The organism is Variovorax sp. LARHSF232, assembly GCF_052871435.1.
Map to the genome: position 1 here is coordinate 198,037 of NZ_JBIXJS010000007.1, position 18,231 is coordinate 216,267.

An 18,231-nucleotide genomic window follows, 5' to 3' on the forward strand; every position below is an offset into this window, starting at 1 on the left:
GCGCCCTGGGGGACTTGCACCCCGTCAATGGCCCTGAATTTCCGCTTTCTCCCATGTCCCCGCTCGCCCTGATCGACCATCTGGCCAACTTCGCCGCGCCCGCCTTCTTCCTGGCGCTGATGCTGGCGCTGGGCGGGCGGCTGATGCTGGGCAAGTCTGCCGCCATGTCCCTGTGGGTGCAGTTCGCCGTCAACTTCGCAGCTGGTCTGGCGGTGCTGGCCGGCGGCCTCATCTACTTCGGCCGCGACGCCATGATGGCCACCTATGTCGCCCTGGTCGTGGTCTGCGGCACCGTGCAGTGGCTCGTGGGCGGCGGCCTCAGGAAGTGAGCGGAGCGGGTGGCGGCGCGGGCGGCGCCAGCACGGCACCCGCCGTGCCCGGTGGCGGTGCGTAGACGGCCACCATCGGCAGCTGGGCTGCCTGCAGGCGGTCCAGGATGGTGAAGAGCAGGTCGCTGCGCACCCCGCCCGCCATGCGCGGATTGGGCACATAGGCAATCGCCAGGAACATCAGCAGGCCGTTTTCCACCGCGTCCAGGGTCACGCTGGGTGCCGGTGTTTCCAATACCGCCTCGTGTTCGTCGCAGGCGGCGAGCATCAGGTCGCGTACCTGCTGCGCGTTGGTGGTGAGCGGCATCGGCAGGCGGATCAGCACCCGGCCCTCGGCATTGGCCAGGGTCATGTTGCGAACCGTCTTGGTGATGAACTCGGAGTTGGGCACTATCAGGGTGGAACGGTCCCACAGCTGGATTTCGGTAGCGCGCACGTTGATGCGCCGCACGTCGCCTTCGGAGGTGCCCAGCACCACCCAGTCGCCCACCTTCACCGGCCGCTCGGCCAGCAGGATCAGGCCGGAGATGAAGTTTTGCACGATCGCCTGCAGGCCGAAGCCGATGCCCACCGACAGCGCGCTGGCCACCCAGGCAATGCGGTTGACGCCGATGCCCAGGGCCGACAGGGTGAAAGCCACCACCACGATCACGCCCACGTAGCCCAGCAGCGTGGTGAGCGAGCTGCGCATGCCCGTCTCCAGCTTGGTGTTGGGCAGGTAGCTGTTCTCCAGCCAGCGCTTGAGCAGGCGCAGCACGATCAGGCCGATCACCAGCACCGCGATCGCGCTGAAGATGGCGCCCGGCACGATCTCGAACTCGCCCACCTTCAGGCTGGTGCCGATCTTGCCGCTGCGCTGCAGCAGCTGGCCGGGGCTGCTGCCCAGCGGCGCCACGAAGGCGATCAGCATGTAGAAGAAAACGGCCACCCGGCTCACCGCCGACAGCAGCACCGCCAGCTGATCCAGCACCTGCGGGGCGATACCCAAGGCCTTTTGCAGGCGCTGGCCGAAGGCGCTGCGCGAAGACAAAAGGGCCATCCAGAGGTCGTTGGCGAACTTGAACAGCAGATAGGCCGCAGTGATCACGATGCCGGCCCAGGTGGCCTGAGCCGCCAGCACCCGGGCAAAAGCCAGGTAGCCGACGAGCACCAGCAGCACCAGTGCAACCAGCAGCACCACGACCAGCCCGATGAGCAGGCCGACCCACATCGGCCGTTCAGCTGCGGCGTCGGGCGGCGCGCCTTCGGCCGCCGGCGCGCCGCGTGAAGGGGGGCGCAGCAGGTACATGCCGACCAGGGCCGCCACGAAGAAGGTGGCGGTGGGCACCAGGTTGGACAGCACGCTGTTGAGCGGCTCGCCCATCACGTCGTTGAGCGTGATGGGGAGCCAGGCCACCATGGCCACCACCGCCACCAGCCAGGGCATCGGCGTCAGCTGCCTGGCCATTGCGTCCGAGATCGGCGGCAGGCGCCAGGAGGAGCGCCGGTTGGCCAGCAGGGCGCGCCCCAGTCCGATGACGAATGCCAGGAACATGGCGAAGCGCACCGTCGCTTCGGCCAGGCGCACGCTCTGGGTGCTCCAGTTGCGGGCGTCTTCCACCGATTGCCAGGCGACGGTCGCCGCCAGGCCGACGATGAACACGTAGCCCAGCACCGTCAGCAGCGCCAGCAGAGAACGCCGCAAGCGGCCGACCGGGAAGGTGCGCGCGGCCAGCGCGGCCAGGCCGCTTTCGCCGAGCCAGAGGCCGACGATGATGATCGCCAGGCCGCCCAAGGCGCCAAGCGCGGCGCGGTAGAAGGAGGTGCTGGTGAGGCCGGTGTCCAGCCCCTGCCGGATGTCGTCGTACAGGTCACCCAGCCGGATCTGATCGGCTTCCCAGCGCGCCCGGGCCTTGTGCCAGAAGGCGGCGGACAGCGGCGAGTCCGAGCGCTCGAACAGCTGCGCCTCGAACACCGCGCGGCGCTGCGCCAGCAATTCGCTGCGCTGCTGCTGCGCATTGACCGCCAGCAGCTTGGCCAGCCGGATGTCCGCATCGATGGCGTTGCGCTCCTTCTGCAGGCTGGTCCGCTGGCGCGTGACGTCGGTCGCCTCGCTGCCGGAGGTGGGCTCCGGCCCCAGTTCGCCCAGCCGCGCGTTGAGATCGCTCAGTTGCGTGGTGCGCGAGGCGACGAAGCGTTCGGCCTGCGTGGTGATCTGGCTGGTCAGTTCGTTCAGGCGCTGGACGTCGTCTTCGGTGTCGGCGCTGGCGGGCATCTGCTCGAGCTGAGCGCGCAGGGTTGCCATCGTGACTTCCGGCGGCGGCGCGGGGCTCGATGCGTCTTGCGCCAGCGCCGCGCCGGTGAACAACAGCGCGGCCCACAGCGCGAGCGCGAATCGGGTGATCCAGGTCATCGGGCCAATCATAGGCAGGAGCGCCCGGCGCGGGCGCACTACCCTAGTTCGCCGGGCTGAACAGGTCGACCCGGTCGGTGATGATGCCGTCGGTGCCCAGCGCAAAAAGCCATTGCGCGGCCCATTCGTCGTTGACGGTATAGCTCAGGGCACGCATGCCGGCGGCGTGCACGCGGCGCACCAGCTCTTCGTTCCACAGGGAAAAGTTGCAGACGATGGCGGCGCAACCCAGCGCTTGCGCGGTTTCGAACCAGCCCTCGCGCAGGCTGTCGAGCAGCAGGCCACGGGGCAGCGCCGGTGCGGCATGCATGGCACCGGCCAGCGCATCGGGCTGAAAGGAAGTGAGCAAAGGCGGAACCGCACGGCCTGCCCACAGGCGGGCGGCTTCATGTGCCACCACTTCGCCGGTGCGGCGCTCGGCACCTGGCGTGGGCTTGATCTCGATGTTGAGGAAGTAGTCGTTGGCCAGGCAGAAGCGCGCGAGATTTTCCAGCGTCGGCAGCGCTTCGCCGGCATGCGAGCGCGAATGCCAGGCGCCCGCGTCGAGCTGCGACAGGACGGACCAGGCCAGATCGCCGGCCACACCTTGGCCGCTGGTGGTGCGCTGAAGTGTCGCGTCGTGCAGCAGGAAGGGCACGCCGTCGGCACTCAGCTTGGCATCGCATTCGAACATGCGATAGCCGTGCTGCGCGCCCAGGCGGAAGGCGGCCAGCGTGTTCTCGGGTGCCAGCTTGCCGGCGCCGCGGTGGGCGATCCAGCGCGGGTAGGCCCAGGGCTGCGCCCTGGGCTTCGCCGACATGCCGCCCCCACGCTCGCCCACTGCGTGTGGCTCGCTGCCCCCCGAGGGGGCTTTCGTCCCTCCGGACGGGCGGGTGTTGTTCATGCGTCCGAAAGGCGCTTGCCGGAGCCGGCGTCGAACCAATGGAGGCGGTCCTGCCGCGCTGCCACGCGCACCGAGCTGCCGAGCTCCGGCACGGCAACGCCTTCGTCTGCGCGCATCACCAACTGCTCGTCGCCGATGCGGGCGTGGATCAGGCGCTCGGCGCCCAGCATCTCGATCTGCTCGATGCGCACCAGCCAGCCATCGTCGGAGAAGCTCAGGTGCTCGGGCCGGATGCCCAGCACCGCGCCGGGACGCACGCCCGGCGCATGGCGCAAGAGGTTCATCGGCGGCGAGCCCATGAAGCTGGCGACGAAGGTGGTGGCGGGGCGCAAATACACCTCTTCGGGCGTGCCGAACTGGTCCATCACGCCGGCATTCATCACGATGATGCGCTGCGCCAGCGTCATCGCCTCGACCTGGTCGTGGGTGACGAAGAGCGAGGTGATGCCCAGCTCGCGGTGCAGCTTCTGGATTTCCAGGCGGGTCTGGGCGCGCAGCTTGGCGTCCAGGTTGGACAGCGGCTCGTCGAACAGGAAGACTAGCGGCTGGCGCACGATGGCGCGGCCCATGGCCACGCGCTGGCGCTGCCCGCCCGACAGCTCGCGTGGCTTTCTGTCCAGCAGATGGCCCAACTCCAGGATGCGGGCGGCGTTGTCCACCCGCTTCTTGATCTCGTCCCTGGGCAGCCCGGCAATCTTGAGGCCGTAGGCCATGTTGTCGAACACCCGCATGTGCGGATACAGCGCGTAGTTCTGGAACACCATGGCGATGTCGCGCTGCGCCGGCTCGATATCGTTCACCACGCGATCGCCGATGGAGATTTCGCCGGCGCTGATTTCTTCCAGCCCGGCCACCATGCGCAGCAGGGTGGACTTGCCGCAGCCCGAGGGCCCGACGATGACGACGAACTCGCCCGTTTCGATCTCGGCCGAGACGCCGTGGATCACCTGGTTGGCTTTTGCGCCTTTGCCGTAGCGCTTGATGACGTTGCGAAAGGAGATGGCTGCCATGTTCTTTATTTTTCGGTGTCCACGAGGCCCTTGACGAACCACTTTTGCATCAGCATCACCACGATGGCCGGCGGAATCAACGCCAGCACCGCGGTGGCCATGACGATGTTCCAGTCCACCGCAGCGTCGCCGCTGGCGATCATGCGCTTGATGCCGATCACCACCGGGTACATGTCCTCGGTGGTGGTGGCCAGCAGGGGCCACAGGTACTGGTTCCAGCCGTAGATGAACTGGATCACGAACAGCGCCGCGATCGATGTCTGCGACAGCGGCACCAGGATGTCCTTGAAAAAGCGCATCGGCCCGGCGCCGTCGATGCGCGCGGCCTCCACCAATTCGTCCGGCACGGACAGGAAGAACTGCCGGAACAGGAAGGTGGCGGTGGCCGAGGCGATCAGCGGCACCGTCAGCCCGGCATAGGTGTTGAGCATGTTCAGGTTGGACAGCACCTTGTAGGTGGGCAGGATGCGCACCTCCACCGGCAGCATCAGCGTGACGAAGATCATCCAGAACACGAGCTTCTTGAACGGGAAGCGGAAGTAGACGATGGCGAAGGCCGACAAGAGCGAGATGGCGATCTTGCCGATGGCGATCACCAGCGCCGTGACCAGGCTGACCCACATCATGCGGCCCACCGCCACCTGCGCGCCCTGGGTCTGGGTGCCCATCAGCGCGCCGGTGTAGTTCTCGACCAGCTGCGAGCCCGGCAGCAGCGGCATCGGCACCTCGAGGATGGCGTCGCGCGTGTGGGTGGAGGCCACGAAGGCCAGGTAGAGGGGAAAGACCACCAGCACGATGCCGAACAGCAGCACGGCATGGGTGAGGAAGGTGAGTCCGGGGCGTCGTTCAACCATTCTTTTCTCTTTAGTACTGGACCTTCTTCTCGACGTAGCGGAACTGGACCACGGTGAGGCCGATGACGATCGCCATCAGCACCACCGACTGTGCGGCCGAGCCGCCCAGGTCGAGCCCCACGAAGCCGTCGTGCCACACCTTGTAGACCAGGATGGACGTGTCCCGTCCCGGGCCGCCCTCGGTGGTGGCGTGCACGATGGCGAAGGTGTCGAAGAAGGCGTACACCATATTCATCACCAAGAGGAAGAAGGTGGTGGGCGACAGCAGGGGAAACTGTATCGAGAAGAAGCGCCGCAGCGGCCCCGCGCCGTCGATGGCGGCGGCCTCGATCAAGGCCTTGGGAATGGCCTGCAGGCCGGCCAGGAAGAACAGGAAGTTGTAGGAGATTTGCTTCCAGATCGCGGCCACCACGATCAACGTTAGCGCCTGGCCGGAGTTGATGCGGTGGTTCCAGTCGATGCCGGCTTCGCCGAGCCACCAGGCCAGCACGCCGATGCCCGGCGACAGCATGAACAGCCACAGCACGCCCACGATGGCCGGTGCCACCGCATAGGGAATGATCAGGAAGGTTTTGTAGAAGAGGTCGCCGCGCAGCACGCGGTCGGCGAACACCGCCAGCATCAGCGAGATCGCGATGCCCGTGACGGCCACCAGGGCCGAGAAGAATGCCGTGACCTTGAAGCTGTCGAGGTAGGCATCGTCCTCGAACAGCGTCTTGAAGTTCTCCAGCCCGACGAAGACGGTGGCGATACCGAACGCGTCCTCCTGTTGCACCGATTGCAGCAGGGCCTGGCTGGCCGGCCAGAAGAAGAACACCACGATCACCGCCATCTGCGGTGCGATCAGCAGCCAGGGCAGCCAGGCCGACCGAAAAAGAACGCGTTTCTCCATATCCCCTCAGAACTTCTCAAAAAACGAAACGCCCGCCTCGACATCAGATCAGGCGGGCGTGCGAGTCTACTGCGGCGCCACCCTCATCGGCAGGCACCCACCCCGCCTGGCGGGGAGGGGTGCCACATGACGCTGAAAGCGAGCAAGGGCTTCAGCTCTTGTTGGCTTTCTGGAAGCGCTCCAACTGCTCGTTGCTGCGCTTGACCGCTGCGTCCAGCGCCTGCTTGGCGGTCTTCTTGCCCGACCAGATTTCCTCGGTCTCCTCGTCGACGATGGTGCGCACCTGCACGAAATTGCCCAGGCGGATGCCACGCGACTTGTCGGTGGTCTTGCGGATCATCTGCGTCACCGCGACGTCGGTGCCCGGGTTCTTCTGGTAGAAGCCCGAGGCCTCGGTCAGCTTGTAGGCCGCCATCGTGATGGGCAGGTAGCCGGTGCGCTTGTGGCTCTCGGACTGCACCTTCGTGTCGGACAGGAAATTGAAGAAGCTGGCCACGCCCTTGTAGTGCTCGGCCGGTTTGCCGGCCATCACCCACAGGCTGGCGCCGCCGATCACGGTGTTCTGCGGCGCGCCCTTCACGTCGGGGTAGTAGGGCAGGGCCGAGATGCCGTAGGCGAACTTGGCGTCCTTGGCCACGCGCGCATACAGGCCGGACGAGCCGGTCATCATGGCGCACTCGCCGGCCGGGAAGGAGGCGTCGGCCTTGTTGGCGCGGCCCTTGTAGACGAAGGTGCCGTCCTTGGCCATCTTGGCCAGGTTCTCGAAGTGGCGCAGGTGCAGCGGCGAGTCGACCGCCAGGCGCGCCTTGGTGCCGCCGAAGCCGTTGTTCTCGGTGGCGAACAGGGTGTTGTGCCAGGTCGAGAAGCTCTCCAGCTGCGTCCAGCTGATCCAGCTGGTGGTGAAGGGGCACTTGTGGCCGCTGGCCTTGAGCTTGTCGGCGGCCGCCATCACCTCGGGCCAGGTGGCAGGCGCCTTGTTCGGATCGAGGCCAGCCGCCTTGAAGGCGTCCTTGTTGTAATAGAAGATGGTCGTCGAGCTGTTGAAGGGAAAGCTCAGCATCTGGCCGTTGGGCGCGGTGTAGTAGCCGGCCACGGCGGGGATGTAGACGCTTGGGTCGAACTTGGCGCCGCCCGTGGTCATGACCTCGCCCACCGGCTTGATGGCGCCCTTGGAGGCCATCATGGTGGCGGTGCCCACTTCGAACACCTGCAGGATGTCGGGGGCGTTGCCGGCCCGGAAGGCGGCGATCGCGGCGGTCATCGACTCGTCATAGCTGCCCTTGTACGTGGGCACGACCTTGTATTCCTTCTGGCTTTCGTTGTACTGCTTGGCCAGGTCGTTGACCCATTCGCCCAACGGGCCGCTCATGGCGTGCCACCACTGGATCTCGGTCTGGGCATGGACGGGCGTGACCAGCGTGGCGGCAAGTGCGGCGCACGACGCAAGGGTCTTCAAACGCATAAAGAACTCTCCTCACAGGGTAAATAGTGAATCAACTAGGCTATGACGCTCTTGTTACATAGCGGAGTCAGCGTTTGTCACATTTCTGTCATATCCAAGAAAGCGGGGAAACCCTTTTTCGCAACGGCGTTGAAAAGGTGGATCGGCCATGACGACGACGGCACGCACTTCGCTGGATAAATCCAAGATCCGAATCCTGCTGCTGGAAGGCATCCATCCCTCGGCGGTGGCGCTGCTGCACGAGCAGGGCTACACCCAGGTCGAGGCCCTGCCTGGCGCCCTGCCGGAAGAGGAGCTCAAGAAGAAGATCGCCGACGTGCACTTCCTGGGCATCCGCTCGCGCACCCAGCTCACGGCCGATGTGTTCGCGGCCGCCGGCAAGCTGGTGGCGGTGGGCGCCTTTTGCATCGGCACCAACCAGATCGATCTGGATGCGGCGCGCGAGCACGGTGTGGCGGTGTTCAACGCGCCGTACTCCAACACGCGCTCGGTGGCCGAACTGGTGCTGGCCGAGGCCATCCTGCTCTTGCGCGGCGTGCCCGAGAAGAGCGCGGTGGCGCATCGCGGCGGCTGGCTCAAGTCGGCCGAGAACGCCTTCGAGATCCGGGGCAAGACCCTGGGCATCGTGGGCTACGGCTCGATCGGCGCCCAGCTGTCGGTGCTGGCCGAGGCGCTTGGCATGCAGGTCGCGTTCTACGACGTGGTGACCAAGCTGCCCTTGGGCAATGCGCGCCAGGTGCGTGAACTGCACGACTTGCTGGGCCAAAGCGACATCGTCAGCCTGCATGTGCCCGAGACCCAGGCCACCCAGTGGATGATCGGCGCCAAGGAAATCGCAGCCATGAAGCCGGGCGCCATCCTCATCAACGCCTCGCGCGGCACGGTGGTGGAGATCGATCCTCTGGCCCAGGCGCTCAGGGACAAGAAGCTGCTGGGCGCCGCCATCGACGTCTTCCCGGTCGAGCCGCGCAGCAACAAGGACGAATTCCAGTCGTCGCTGCGCGGGCTGGACAACGTGATCCTGACGCCGCACATCGGCGGCTCCACCATGGAGGCGCAGGCCAACATCGGGCTGGAGGTGGCGCAGAAGCTGGTGAAGTACAGCGACAACGGCACCTCGACCTCCTCGGTCAACTTCCCCGAGGTGGCGCTGCCGGCGCACCCGGGCAAGCATCGATTGCTGCACATCCACCGCAACGTGCCGGGCGTTCTGTCGGACATCAACCGGGTCTTTGCCGAGAACAACATCAACATCTGCTCGCAGTACCTGCAGACCAACGAGAAGATCGGCTACGTGGTGACCGACATCGACGCCGAATACTCCGAACTGGCCCAGCAGAAGCTGGCGCAGGTGCCCGGCACCATCCGCAGCCGCGTGCTCTTTTGAGTCTCCGGGCAGACCCTGAGGGCGCTGCCTTAAAATCACCGGCCCTGGTTCATGGGCGCGCAGCGCCCAGCCGAGGCCCCATCCCGATGAATGCTCCGACCGCGTTGACCGCGTTGTTGTCGCAGGCCGAAGAGCCCGTGCGACTTCGCGAGATCCCGTACAACTACACCAGCTTCTCCGATCGCGAGATCGTCATCCGCCTGCTCGGCGACCGTGGCTGGTCCCTGTTGCAAGTCCTGCGCGCCGAGCGCCGCACCGGCCGATCGGCGCGCATGCTCTACGAGGTGCTGGGCGACATCTGGGTGGTGCAGCGCAATCCCTACCTGGTCGACGACCTGCTCGACAACCCCCGCCGGCGCGGCCAGCTGGTGGATGCCCTGCATCACCGCATGAGCGAGGTGCAGAAGCGCCGCACGCCGGACGTCGACCCGCAACGCGATGCGCTGGTGGGCGAGCTCAGCGGCCTGGTGTCGCAGGCCATCGACGCCTTCGACGCCATGTTCCGCGACGTTGCCGCCTTGCGCCGCAAGGCCACGCGGGCGCTGCGCAAGGTCACGGCCAAGGACAACATCAAGTTCGACGGGCTCTCGCGCGTCTCGCACGTCACCGACGCCACCGACTGGCGGGTCGAATACCCCTTTGTCGTGCTCACGCCCGACACCGAGGCCGAGATGGCGCAGCTGGTCAGGACCTGCATCGAGCTGGGCCTGACCATCATTCCGCGAGGAGGCGGCACCGGCTATACCGGCGGCGCCATTCCGCTGACCTGGAACAGCGCGGTCATCAATACCGAGAAGCTGGAGGCGATGACCGAGGTCGAGCTGGTCTCGTTGCCGGGCCTCGAGGCACCGGTGCCGACCATCCACACCGAGGCGGGCGTGGTCACCCAGCGCGTGGCCGATGCAGCCGAGCGTGCCGGCTTCGTCTTCGCGGTCGACCCGACCTCGGCCGAAGCCTCCTGCGTGGGCGGCAATGTGGCCATGAACGCGGGCGGCAAGAAGGCCGTGCTGTGGGGCACGGCGCTGGACAACCTGGCCTCCTGGCGCATGGTGACGCCGCAGGCCGAGTGGCTGGAAGTCACCCGCGTCGGCCACAACCTCGGCAAGATCCACGACGCCGAAAGCGCGGTGTTCGACCTGCAGTATTTCGCTGCCGACGGCAAGACCCGGCTGCGCAGCGAGCGCCTGGAGATCCCCGGCCGCACCTTCCGCAAGGAGGGCCTGGGCAAGGACGTGACCGACAAGTTCCTGTCGGGCCTGCCGGGCATCCAGAAGGAAGGCTGCGACGGCCTCATCACCAGCTGCCGCTGGGTGGTGCACCGCATGCCGGGGCACACGCGCACCGTCTGCCTGGAGTTCTTCGGCAATGCCAAGGACGCAGTGCCCAGCATCGTCGAGATCAAGGATTTCATGTTCGCCGAGCAGAAGCGCTCCGGCGTTCTCTTGGCGGGCCTGGAGCACCTGGACGACCGCTACCTGAAGGCGGTGGGCTATGCCACCAAGTCCAAGAAGCACGGCGGCCTGCCCAAGATGGTGCTGTTCGGCGACATCGCCGGCGACGATGCCGACGCAGTGGCGCGCGCCACCTCCGAGGTGGTGCGCATCGCCAATTCGCGCAGCGGCGAGGGCTTCATCGCCATCAGCCCGGAAGCGCGCAAGAAGTTCTGGCTGGACCGCAAGCGCACCGCCGCCATCAGCCGCCACACCAACGCCTTCAAGATCAACGAGGACGTGGTGATCCCGCTGCCGCGCATGGCAGAGTATTCGGACGGCATCGAGCGCATCAACATCGAGCTGAGCCTGGCGAACAAGCTGGCCCTGGCCGATGAGCTGGAGGCCTTCTTTACCCGCGGCAACCTGCCGCTGGGCAAGAGCGACGACGCCAACGACATCCCCTCGGCCGAACTGCTGGAAGACCGGGTGGCGCAGGCGGTGGCGCTGGTGCAGGAAGTGCGGGCGCGCTGGGCCGGCTGGCTGCGCGACATCGACGCGCTGTTCCCGCACCTGCAGGACCATTCCTTGCGCGCGAGCTGGAAGACGCAGATCCGCGCCCCGCTGCAGCAGATTTTCTCCGGCGCCGAGTTCGCGCCGATCCTGACCGAGTGCAACGCGATCCACCAGCGCGTTCTCAAGGGCCGTGTCTGGGTGGCGCTGCACATGCATGCCGGCGACGGCAATGTGCACACCAACATTCCGGTCAACAGCGACAACTACGAGATGCTGCAGACCGCGCATGCCGCGGTGGTCCGCATCATGGTGCTGGCGCGCAGCCTGGACGGCGTGATCTCGGGCGAGCACGGCATCGGCATCACCAAGCTGGAATTTTTGTCGGACGAGGAGCTCGCGCCTTTCACCGATTACAAGCGCCGCGTCGACCCTGAAGGCCGCTTCAACAAGGGCAAGCTCTTGCGCATGCCGGGTCAAGGCGCCCAGGCGCTGCATGCCGACCTGACCAACGCCTACACGCCCAGCTTCGGGTTGATGGGGCACGAGTCGCTGATCATGCAGCAGAGCGACATCGGCGCCATTGCCGACAGCGTCAAGGACTGCCTGCGCTGCGGCAAGTGCAAGCCCGTGTGCGCCACCCACGTGCCGCGTGCCAACCTGCTCTATAGCCCGCGCAACAAGATCCTGGCGACCTCGCTGCTGGTCGAGGCCTTTTTGTACGAAGAGCAGACGCGCCGCGGCATCAGCATCAAGCACTGGGAAGAGTTCGAGGACGTGGCGGACCACTGCACCGTGTGCCACAAGTGCCTGAGCCCCTGCCCGGTGAAGATCGACTTCGGCGACGTGTCGATGAACATGCGCAACCTCTTGCGCAAGATGGGGCAAAAGAGCTTCCGGCCCGGCAATGCGGCTGCCATGTTCTTCCTCAACGCGACCAACCCGCAGACCATCAAGGCCATGCGCACCGGCATGGTGGATGTCGGCTTCAAGGCGCAGCGCCTGGCCAATGACCTGCTGCGCGGGCTGGCGAAGAAGCAGACCTCGGCCCCGCCGGCCACGCTGGGGCCGGCGCCGTTGAAGGAACAGGTCATCCACTTCATCAACAAGAAGATGCCCGGTGGCCTGCCCAAGAAGACGGCGCGGGCGCTGTTGGACATCGAGGACGCCGACTACGTTCCGATCATCCGCGACCCCAAGGCCACCAGTTCGGAGACCGAGGCGGTGTTCTATTTCCCCGGTTGCGGCTCGGAGCGCCTCTTCTCGCAAGTGGGACTGGCCACGCAGGCCATGCTGTGGCATGCCGGCGTGCAGACCGTGCTGCCGCCGGGCTACCTGTGCTGTGGCTACCCGCAGCGCGGCAGCGGCCAGTTCGACAAGGCCGAGAAGATGATCACCGACAACCGGGTGCTGTTCCACCGCGTGGCCAACACGCTGAACTACCTGGACATCAAGACCGTGGTGGTGAGCTGCGGCACCTGCTACGACCAATTGCAGGGCTACCAGTTCGACAAGATCTTCCCGGGCTGCCGCATCGTCGACATCCACGAGTACCTGCTCGAGAAGGGCATCACCCTGGCGCAATCGGCAAATGGGGCCGCCGGCGCCGGCTACCTCTATCACGACCCCTGCCACAGCCCGATGAAGCAGCAGGATCCGATGAAGACGGTGAAGGCGCTGGTGGGCGGCAATGTGCTCAAGAGCGATCGCTGCTGCGGCGAATCGGGCACGCTGGGGGTGAGCCGGCCCGACATCTCGACCCAGATTCGCTTCCGCAAGGAAGAGGAGCTGAAGAAGGGTGAGGCGGCGCTGCGGGCGGCGGGCGCCGTGGGTGCCAGCGACAACGTCAAGATCCTCACCAGCTGCCCGAGCTGCCTGCAGGGCCTGTCGCGCTATGGCAATGATCTGAACAACGGCCTTCTGGAAGCCGACTACATCGTGGTCGAGATGGCGCGCCAACTCCTGGGCGAGGAATGGATGCCGCAGTACGTGGCGGCAGCCAACCAGGGCGGCATCGAGCGGGTGCTGGTATGACGCCCGCGCTGCCACAGCGGGTCGCGGGCTGCCCGCTGTGCGAAGACGCGGGCGGGCGGCTGGTCTACGAGGCCAGGCAGTTTCGCGTGATCTGCGCTGCAGAGGTGGGCTTCCCGGCCTTCTACCGGCTGGTGTGGCGCGAGCATGTGCGCGAGTTCTCCGAGCTTTCGAGAGACGACCGCGCAATCTGCATGGAAGCCGTGACGGCCATCGAGCAAAGCCTGCGCGACGTGCTCGCGCCGACCAAGATCAACCTGGCGACGCTCGGCAACGTGGTGCCGCATCTGCATTGGCACGTGATCGCCCGTTTCGACTGGGACAGCCATTTCCCCAGCCCCGTGTGGGCCGGCGCGCAGCGCGAGCGCGACCCGGCGCGCGAGGCTGAGGTGGCCGGCAAGCTGCCGGCGCTGGAAGCGCGCATGATCGAGGGACTCAGGAGTTTCTAAAGATGGCAGGACTGCAATCCGGCGCACCGACGCCCCAATCGATCACCCTGCATGGCCAGTCGCGCGTGCTCGAGATCGGCTTTTCCGACGGCGCCAGCTTTCGGATCCCGTTCGAGCTGATGCGCATCTATTCGCCCTCGGCCGAAGTGCAGGGCCACGGGCCGGGCCAGGAGGTGCTGCAGACCGGCAAGCGTGAGGTGCAGATCGTCGACCTGCAGCCGGTGGGCAACTACGCGGTGCAGCCCACCTTCAGTGACGGCCACGACACCGGCATCTACTCCTGGGACCTGCTCTACGAACTGGGTGCCAAGGAGCAGGAACTGTGGGCCGAGTACGAGGCGCGCCTGGCCGCCGCCGGCGTTGAGCGCGATGCTCCCATGCCCGAAAAGGGCGGCGGGCACGCCTGCGCAAGCCACTGAAATGAACTGCCCCCACGCTCATCACTTCGTGTATCGCTGCCCCCCGAGGGGGCGCTCAGTGCCCTTCGGGCGGCCGGGCAGGCACTGGAAAACGACAAATGCCCGCCGAGAGTGCGGGGTCGTCGACTTGCAATGAAGGCTTCCGGCCTAACATGGCGTGCATGAGCAGCACGCATTTCGGTTTCGAGCAGGTCGACGAAAAGGACAAGGCGCGCCGCGTGCGCGGCGTCTTCGATTCCGTGGCCTCGCGCTACGACGTCATGAACGACCTGATGTCGGCTGGCATGCATCGCGCCTGGAAGGCCTACACCGTGATGGTGGCCAACCTGCGCGAAGGCGCGCGTGTGCTCGACATCGCGGGCGGCACGGGTGACTTGTCGCTGGCCTTCGCGCGCAAGGTGGGCGAGTCGGGCCAGGTGGTCCACACCGACATCAACGAAGCCATGCTGCGCACCGGCCGCGACCGCCTGCTCGATGCCGGCGTGGCGCTGCCCACGCTGGTCTGCGACGCCGAGCAGCTGCCTTTTCCCGACGACCATTTCGACGTGGTGAGCGTGGCCTTCGGCCTGCGCAACATGACGCACAAGGACCTGGCGCTCAAGGAAATGAACCGCGTGCTCAAGCCCGGCGGCAAGCTCCTGGTGCTCGAGTTTTCCAAGGTGGCCAAGCCGCTGGCCAAGGCCTACGACTGGTATTCGTTCCAAGTACTGCCGCGCCTGGGCAAGCTGGTGGCCGGCGACGACGCCAGCTACCGCTACCTGGCCGAATCGATCCGTATGCATCCCGCCCAGGAAGAACTCAAGACCCTCATGAAAGAGGGCGGTTTCGGGCATGTGGACTATCACAACATGACGGGGGGCGTCGCTGCCCTGCATGTTGGAATCAAGTGTTGAGTGTTTTTGTAGTGACGTTCGAGGAGACGCCCATGAAGAAGATCCTGCCGATCCTGATGGCTTGTGCCTTCGCCCTGACGAGTATCCACGCGGATGCCGCGCGCATGGGCGGCGGCAAGTCGATGGGGCGCCAGTCCAGCAACGTGACGCAGCGTGATGCTGCGCCGGCCGCACCCGGCAACACGGCGACGAACAGCGCACCCACGCAGTCGGCAGCCCCGGCAACGGCTGCCAAGCCGGGCACCGCGGCACCGGCTACGGCGCCCAAGCGTCCTTGGGGCGCGATGCTCGGCGGCCTGGCTGCCGGCCTGGGCTTGGCCTGGCTGGCGAATTCGCTGGGCCTCGGCGCGGCTTTCGGCAACTTCCTCTTGATCCTGCTGGTGGCAATGGCCGCGTTCGTCGCGTGGCGCATGTTCAGCGCCCGCTCCAAGGCCAAGGGCTCGGCGCGCCAGGGCGGCTATGCCTTCCAGGGCGCGGGTGGCCCGGCCACCGCCACGGCGCCGCTGCAGTACAGCCCCAACAACGTCGGCAACGATGCTTCGGCGCGCCCCTGGGAGCGCCAGCATGCCGCCTTCGATGCCACGCCTGCGGAACCGGCCCATGGCCAGCACGGCTCGGCCGCCCTGTCTTCGGGGGGCAGCATGATCGGTGCGGCCCTGGCAGGTTCGCAGTCCTGGGGCATCCCGGCCGGCTTCGATGTCGACGGCTTCCTCGGCGCAGCCAAGCGCAACTTCGTCGCGCTGCAGGATGCATGGGACAAGAGCGACATCCCCACGCTGCGTTCGATGATGACCGACAGCATGGTCGGCGAGATCCGCAGCCAATTGGCTGAGCGCGAGACGCATACCGGTGGCCAGCCCAACAAGACCGAGGTGGTGATGCTCGACGCCAAGCTGCTGGGCATCGAGGAGCTGCCCGATGCCTACATGGCCAGCGTGGAGTTCTCCGGCATGATCCGTGAAGACGCCTCGGCCGGTCCGAGCCCCTTCCGCGAGGTCTGGAACATGACCAAGCCGGTCAACGGCAGCAGCGGCTGGCTGGTGGCGGGCGTGCAGGCGCTGCAGTAAAACGAGACGCGGCCGGCCTGCAACGGACCGACTCGAAACCAGCATGCACGGGCCGAGCAGGCCTGTGTACGCGGGATAATGGGGACCATGGCCACACCATCGTCCCCATTTGCTTTTCTTGGCGAGCTCTTCGACAAGGCGTCGAGCCGGCTCCAGCCCCCGGCCTGGGCCATCCATGAAATCCAGCACCGCGCGGTGCTCTTTCTCAACCACGTCCTGCAGCAGGAGCCCGAGGCCCAGGCGCGCCTGAAGCGCCAGCAGGGGCAGGTGGTGGAGGTGCGCTGGCGCTCCATCCAGGTTCGCCTGGTGGCCACGCCGGCCGGCCTGCTGGACCTGGCCCCCGAAGGCGCGATGCCCGACCTCACGCTCAGCGTCAGCCAGGAAAACCCGCTCGAGCTGGCGCAGTCGGCGCTGCTGGGCGACAAGCCGGCCGTGCGCATCGTGGGCGACGTGCAACTGGCGGCCGAGGTCAACTGGCTGGTCGACCATGTGCGCTGGGACGTGGAAGACGACCTCGCCCGCCTGATCGGCGACGTGCCGGCAAATGCCGTCGGCAACGCCGCGCGCAAGGTGGTGGGCGCCTTGCGCCAGTTCATCGACAAGGCCCGCACCGGCCCTGCTGCAAAGTCAAACGCCGAATGAGCCGTTTTTACCGCGGCGCGTTCATCGTGCTGATTGCGCTGCGCTACGGCCTGGACGAGCTCGTCCTCACCAGCTTCCAGAAGCCCTGGCTGCACGCGCTGGCGCGCGTCGTTTCCTTCGGCCGCAAGCTCGATGCGCCGCGCGGCCAGCGCCTGCGCGAGGCGCTCGAGCGCCTGGGCCCCATCTTCGTCAAGTTCGGCCAGGTGCTGTCCACCCGGCGCGACCTGCTGCCGGCCGACATCGCCGACGAACTGGCCTGGCTGCAGGACCGGGTGCCGCCTTTCGATTCCAAGGTGGCCATGGCCACCATCGAGCGCGCCTTCCATCGGCCGGTGGCCGAGATCTTCGAGCAGTTCGACGAGGTGCCGATCGCCAGCGCCTCCATCGCGCAGGTGCACTTCGCCACCTTGCGCACGGCCGAGGGCAGGGTGCGCGAGGTGGCGGTGAAGGTGCTGCGCCCCGGCATGCGCACGGTGATCGACAAGGACCTGGCGCTGATGGCCCTGATGGCTGGCTGGGTCGAAAAGCTGTCGCCCGACGGCAAGCGCCTGAAGCCGCGCGAGGTGGTGGCCGAGTTCGACAAGTACCTGCACGATGAGCTCGACCTGGTGCGCGAGGCGGCCAACGCCGCGCAGCTGCGCCGCAACATGCACAAGCTCGAGCTGGTGCTGATCCCCGAGATGATCTGGGACTTCTGCCATCCCGAGGTGATCGTGATGGAGCGCATGAACGGCGTGCCCATCGCCCAGCTCGACCGCCTGCGTGCGACCGGCGTCGACATTCCCAAGCTGGCGCGCGACGGCGTCACCATCTTCTTCACCCAGGTGTTTCGCGACGGCTTCTTCCATGCCGACATGCACCCGGGCAACATCCAGGTGAGCCTGGACCCGGCCACCTTCGGGCGCTACATCGCGCTGGACTTCGGCATCATCGGCACGCTCACCGAGGTCGACAAGGAATACCTGGCGCAGAACTTCGCCGCCTTCTTCCGGCGCGACTACAAGCGGGTGGCCGAACTGCACCTGGAAAGCGGCTGGGTGCCTTCGGGCACGCGCGTCGACGAGCTGGAGGCGGCGATCCGAACGGTGTGCGAGCCCTACTTCGACCGGCCGTTGAAAGAGATCTCGCTGGGCATGGTGCTGATGCGCCTGTTCCAGACCTCGCGGCGCTTTCATGTCGAGATCCAGCCGCAGTTGGTGTTGTTGCAAAAGACACTGCTCAACATCGAAGGTCTGGGCCGCCAGCTCGACCCGGACCTCGACCTCTGGGCCACCGCCAAGCCCTTCCTCGAGAAGTGGATGCTGGACCAGCTGGGTCCGAAAAAGCTCCTGCAGCAGCTGCGGGCCGAAGCGCCGCGCCTGGCCAAGCTGCTGCCGCAACTGCCGCGCCTGATGCACGACTACCTGGAGCGCCCGCCGGCCGATCACCGACGTGAACTGATGGAGTTGCTGGCGGCTCAAAAGCGAACCAACAAACTGCTGCAGGCCATCATTTACGGTGGCATGGGATTTGTATTGGGTTTGATCGCGATGCAGGTGCTGATGCGCGTGCGACTGTTCTGACCACAAGAGGGAATCG

General features: G+C 66.4%; 15 protein-coding genes. 9 read left to right on the forward strand and 6 right to left on the reverse strand.

Going from position 1 to position 18,231, the window contains the following annotated elements:
• Window positions 1–53: 53 nt before the first annotated feature.
• Window positions 54–329, forward strand: a complete 276-nt coding sequence (locus ACIPRI_RS18635; protein ID WP_446622958.1) for a hypothetical protein — start codon at window positions 54–56, stop codon at window positions 327–329.
• Here the strand turns inward: ACIPRI_RS18635 and ACIPRI_RS18640 are convergent.
• From ACIPRI_RS18640 to ugpB, 6 genes are all read right to left on the reverse strand, one after another.
• Window positions 319–2,721, reverse strand: coding sequence for a DUF3772 domain-containing protein (locus tag ACIPRI_RS18640; protein ID WP_446622959.1), 2,403 nt, complete (start codon window positions 2,719–2,721; stop codon window positions 319–321). The genes ACIPRI_RS18635 and ACIPRI_RS18640 overlap by 11 nt on opposite strands.
• Window positions 2,722–2,764: 43 nt before the next feature.
• Entirely contained in the window at window positions 2,765–3,520 is a 756-nt protein-coding gene (gene ugpQ / locus ACIPRI_RS18645) for a glycerophosphodiester phosphodiesterase (RefSeq protein WP_446622960.1), read from the reverse strand.
• Window positions 3,521–3,600: 80 nt separating this feature from the next.
• On the reverse strand, window positions 3,601–4,614 hold the full coding sequence (gene ugpC, locus ACIPRI_RS18650) for a sn-glycerol-3-phosphate ABC transporter ATP-binding protein UgpC (RefSeq protein ID WP_446622961.1): 1,014 nt from the start codon (window positions 4,612–4,614) through the stop codon (window positions 3,601–3,603).
• A 5-nt stretch (window positions 4,615–4,619) separates the two neighbouring features.
• The gene (ugpE, locus tag ACIPRI_RS18655; protein WP_446622962.1) at window positions 4,620–5,468 is read right to left on the reverse strand and encodes a sn-glycerol-3-phosphate ABC transporter permease UgpE; all 849 of its coding nucleotides are present in this window, start codon (window positions 5,466–5,468) and stop codon (window positions 4,620–4,622) included.
• A 10-nt stretch (window positions 5,469–5,478) separates the two neighbouring features.
• On the reverse strand, window positions 5,479–6,360 hold the full coding sequence (gene ugpA / locus ACIPRI_RS18660; protein WP_446622963.1) for a sn-glycerol-3-phosphate ABC transporter permease UgpA: 882 nt from the start codon (window positions 6,358–6,360) through the stop codon (window positions 5,479–5,481).
• Window positions 6,361–6,511: 151 nt separating this feature from the next.
• Entirely contained in the window at window positions 6,512–7,822 is a 1,311-nt protein-coding gene (gene ugpB, locus ACIPRI_RS18665; protein ID WP_446622964.1) for a sn-glycerol-3-phosphate ABC transporter substrate-binding protein UgpB, read from the reverse strand.
• 148 nt (window positions 7,823–7,970) lie between these two features.
• On the opposite strand from ugpB, the gene serA reads away from it, so the two are divergent.
• The 8 genes from serA to ubiB all read left to right on the forward strand — a co-directional run bounded on the left by serA (window position 7,971) and on the right by ubiB (window position 18,215).
• Complete coding sequence (gene serA, locus ACIPRI_RS18670; protein WP_446622965.1) at window positions 7,971–9,209, forward strand: phosphoglycerate dehydrogenase; 1,239 nt, start codon at window positions 7,971–7,973, stop codon at window positions 9,207–9,209.
• An 86-nt stretch (window positions 9,210–9,295) separates the two neighbouring features.
• Complete coding sequence (locus tag ACIPRI_RS18675; protein ID WP_446622966.1) at window positions 9,296–13,186, forward strand: DUF3683 domain-containing protein; 3,891 nt, start codon at window positions 9,296–9,298, stop codon at window positions 13,184–13,186.
• Window positions 13,183–13,632 carry an HIT family protein gene (locus ACIPRI_RS18680; protein ID WP_446622967.1) on the forward strand — a complete coding sequence of 150 codons (450 nt, stop codon included), beginning with the start codon at window positions 13,183–13,185 and terminating at the stop codon, window positions 13,630–13,632. The genes ACIPRI_RS18675 and ACIPRI_RS18680 overlap by 4 nt, the downstream gene beginning before the upstream one ends.
• Before the next feature lie 2 nt (window positions 13,633–13,634).
• The gene (locus ACIPRI_RS18685) at window positions 13,635–14,051 is read left to right on the forward strand and encodes a gamma-butyrobetaine hydroxylase-like domain-containing protein (protein ID WP_446622968.1); all 417 of its coding nucleotides are present in this window, start codon (window positions 13,635–13,637) and stop codon (window positions 14,049–14,051) included.
• Between the two features lie 161 nt (window positions 14,052–14,212).
• Window positions 14,213–14,944 carry a bifunctional demethylmenaquinone methyltransferase/2-methoxy-6-polyprenyl-1,4-benzoquinol methylase UbiE gene (gene ubiE, locus ACIPRI_RS18690; RefSeq protein ID WP_446622969.1) on the forward strand — a complete coding sequence of 244 codons (732 nt, stop codon included), beginning with the start codon at window positions 14,213–14,215 and terminating at the stop codon, window positions 14,942–14,944.
• Between the two features lie 32 nt (window positions 14,945–14,976).
• Window positions 14,977–16,011, forward strand: a complete 1,035-nt coding sequence (locus ACIPRI_RS18695) for a TIM44-like domain-containing protein (protein ID WP_446622970.1) — start codon at window positions 14,977–14,979, stop codon at window positions 16,009–16,011.
• An 87-nt stretch (window positions 16,012–16,098) separates the two neighbouring features.
• Window positions 16,099–16,653 carry an SCP2 sterol-binding domain-containing protein gene (locus tag ACIPRI_RS18700; RefSeq protein ID WP_446622971.1) on the forward strand — a complete coding sequence of 185 codons (555 nt, stop codon included), beginning with the start codon at window positions 16,099–16,101 and terminating at the stop codon, window positions 16,651–16,653.
• Window positions 16,650–18,215: a ubiquinone biosynthesis regulatory protein kinase UbiB gene (gene ubiB, locus ACIPRI_RS18705; RefSeq protein WP_446622972.1), complete on the forward strand. Its 1,566-nt coding sequence runs from the start codon at window positions 16,650–16,652 to the stop codon at window positions 18,213–18,215. Before ACIPRI_RS18700 ends, ubiB begins: the two co-directional genes overlap by 4 nt.
• Window positions 18,216–18,231 lie beyond the last annotated feature (16 nt).

Excerpts from the sequence above, each read along its gene's own strand:
- ACIPRI_RS18635 (WP_446622958.1), top strand. The coding sequence starts at position 54 with ATGTCCCCGCTCGCCCTGATCGACCATCTGGCCAACTTCGCCGCGCCC.
- ACIPRI_RS18640 (WP_446622959.1), bottom strand. The coding sequence starts at position 2,721 with ATGACCTGGATCACCCGATTCGCGCTCGCGCTGTGGGCCGCGCTGTTG.
- ugpQ (WP_446622960.1), bottom strand. The coding sequence starts at position 3,520 with ATGTCGGCGAAGCCCAGGGCGCAGCCCTGGGCCTACCCGCGCTGGATC.
- ugpC (WP_446622961.1), bottom strand. The coding sequence starts at position 4,614 with ATGGCAGCCATCTCCTTTCGCAACGTCATCAAGCGCTACGGCAAAGGC.
- ugpE (WP_446622962.1), bottom strand. The coding sequence starts at position 5,468 with ATGGTTGAACGACGCCCCGGACTCACCTTCCTCACCCATGCCGTGCTG.
- ugpA (WP_446622963.1), bottom strand. The coding sequence starts at position 6,360 with ATGGAGAAACGCGTTCTTTTTCGGTCGGCCTGGCTGCCCTGGCTGCTG.
- ugpB (WP_446622964.1), bottom strand. The coding sequence starts at position 7,822 with ATGCGTTTGAAGACCCTTGCGTCGTGCGCCGCACTTGCCGCCACGCTG.
- serA (WP_446622965.1), top strand. The coding sequence starts at position 7,971 with ATGACGACGACGGCACGCACTTCGCTGGATAAATCCAAGATCCGAATC.
- ACIPRI_RS18675 (WP_446622966.1), top strand. The coding sequence starts at position 9,296 with ATGAATGCTCCGACCGCGTTGACCGCGTTGTTGTCGCAGGCCGAAGAG.
- ACIPRI_RS18680 (WP_446622967.1), top strand. The coding sequence starts at position 13,183 with ATGACGCCCGCGCTGCCACAGCGGGTCGCGGGCTGCCCGCTGTGCGAA.
- ACIPRI_RS18685 (WP_446622968.1), top strand. The coding sequence starts at position 13,635 with ATGGCAGGACTGCAATCCGGCGCACCGACGCCCCAATCGATCACCCTG.
- ubiE (WP_446622969.1), top strand. The coding sequence starts at position 14,213 with ATGAGCAGCACGCATTTCGGTTTCGAGCAGGTCGACGAAAAGGACAAG.
- ACIPRI_RS18695 (WP_446622970.1), top strand. The coding sequence starts at position 14,977 with ATGAAGAAGATCCTGCCGATCCTGATGGCTTGTGCCTTCGCCCTGACG.
- ACIPRI_RS18700 (WP_446622971.1), top strand. The coding sequence starts at position 16,099 with ATGGCCACACCATCGTCCCCATTTGCTTTTCTTGGCGAGCTCTTCGAC.
- ubiB (WP_446622972.1), top strand. The coding sequence starts at position 16,650 with ATGAGCCGTTTTTACCGCGGCGCGTTCATCGTGCTGATTGCGCTGCGC.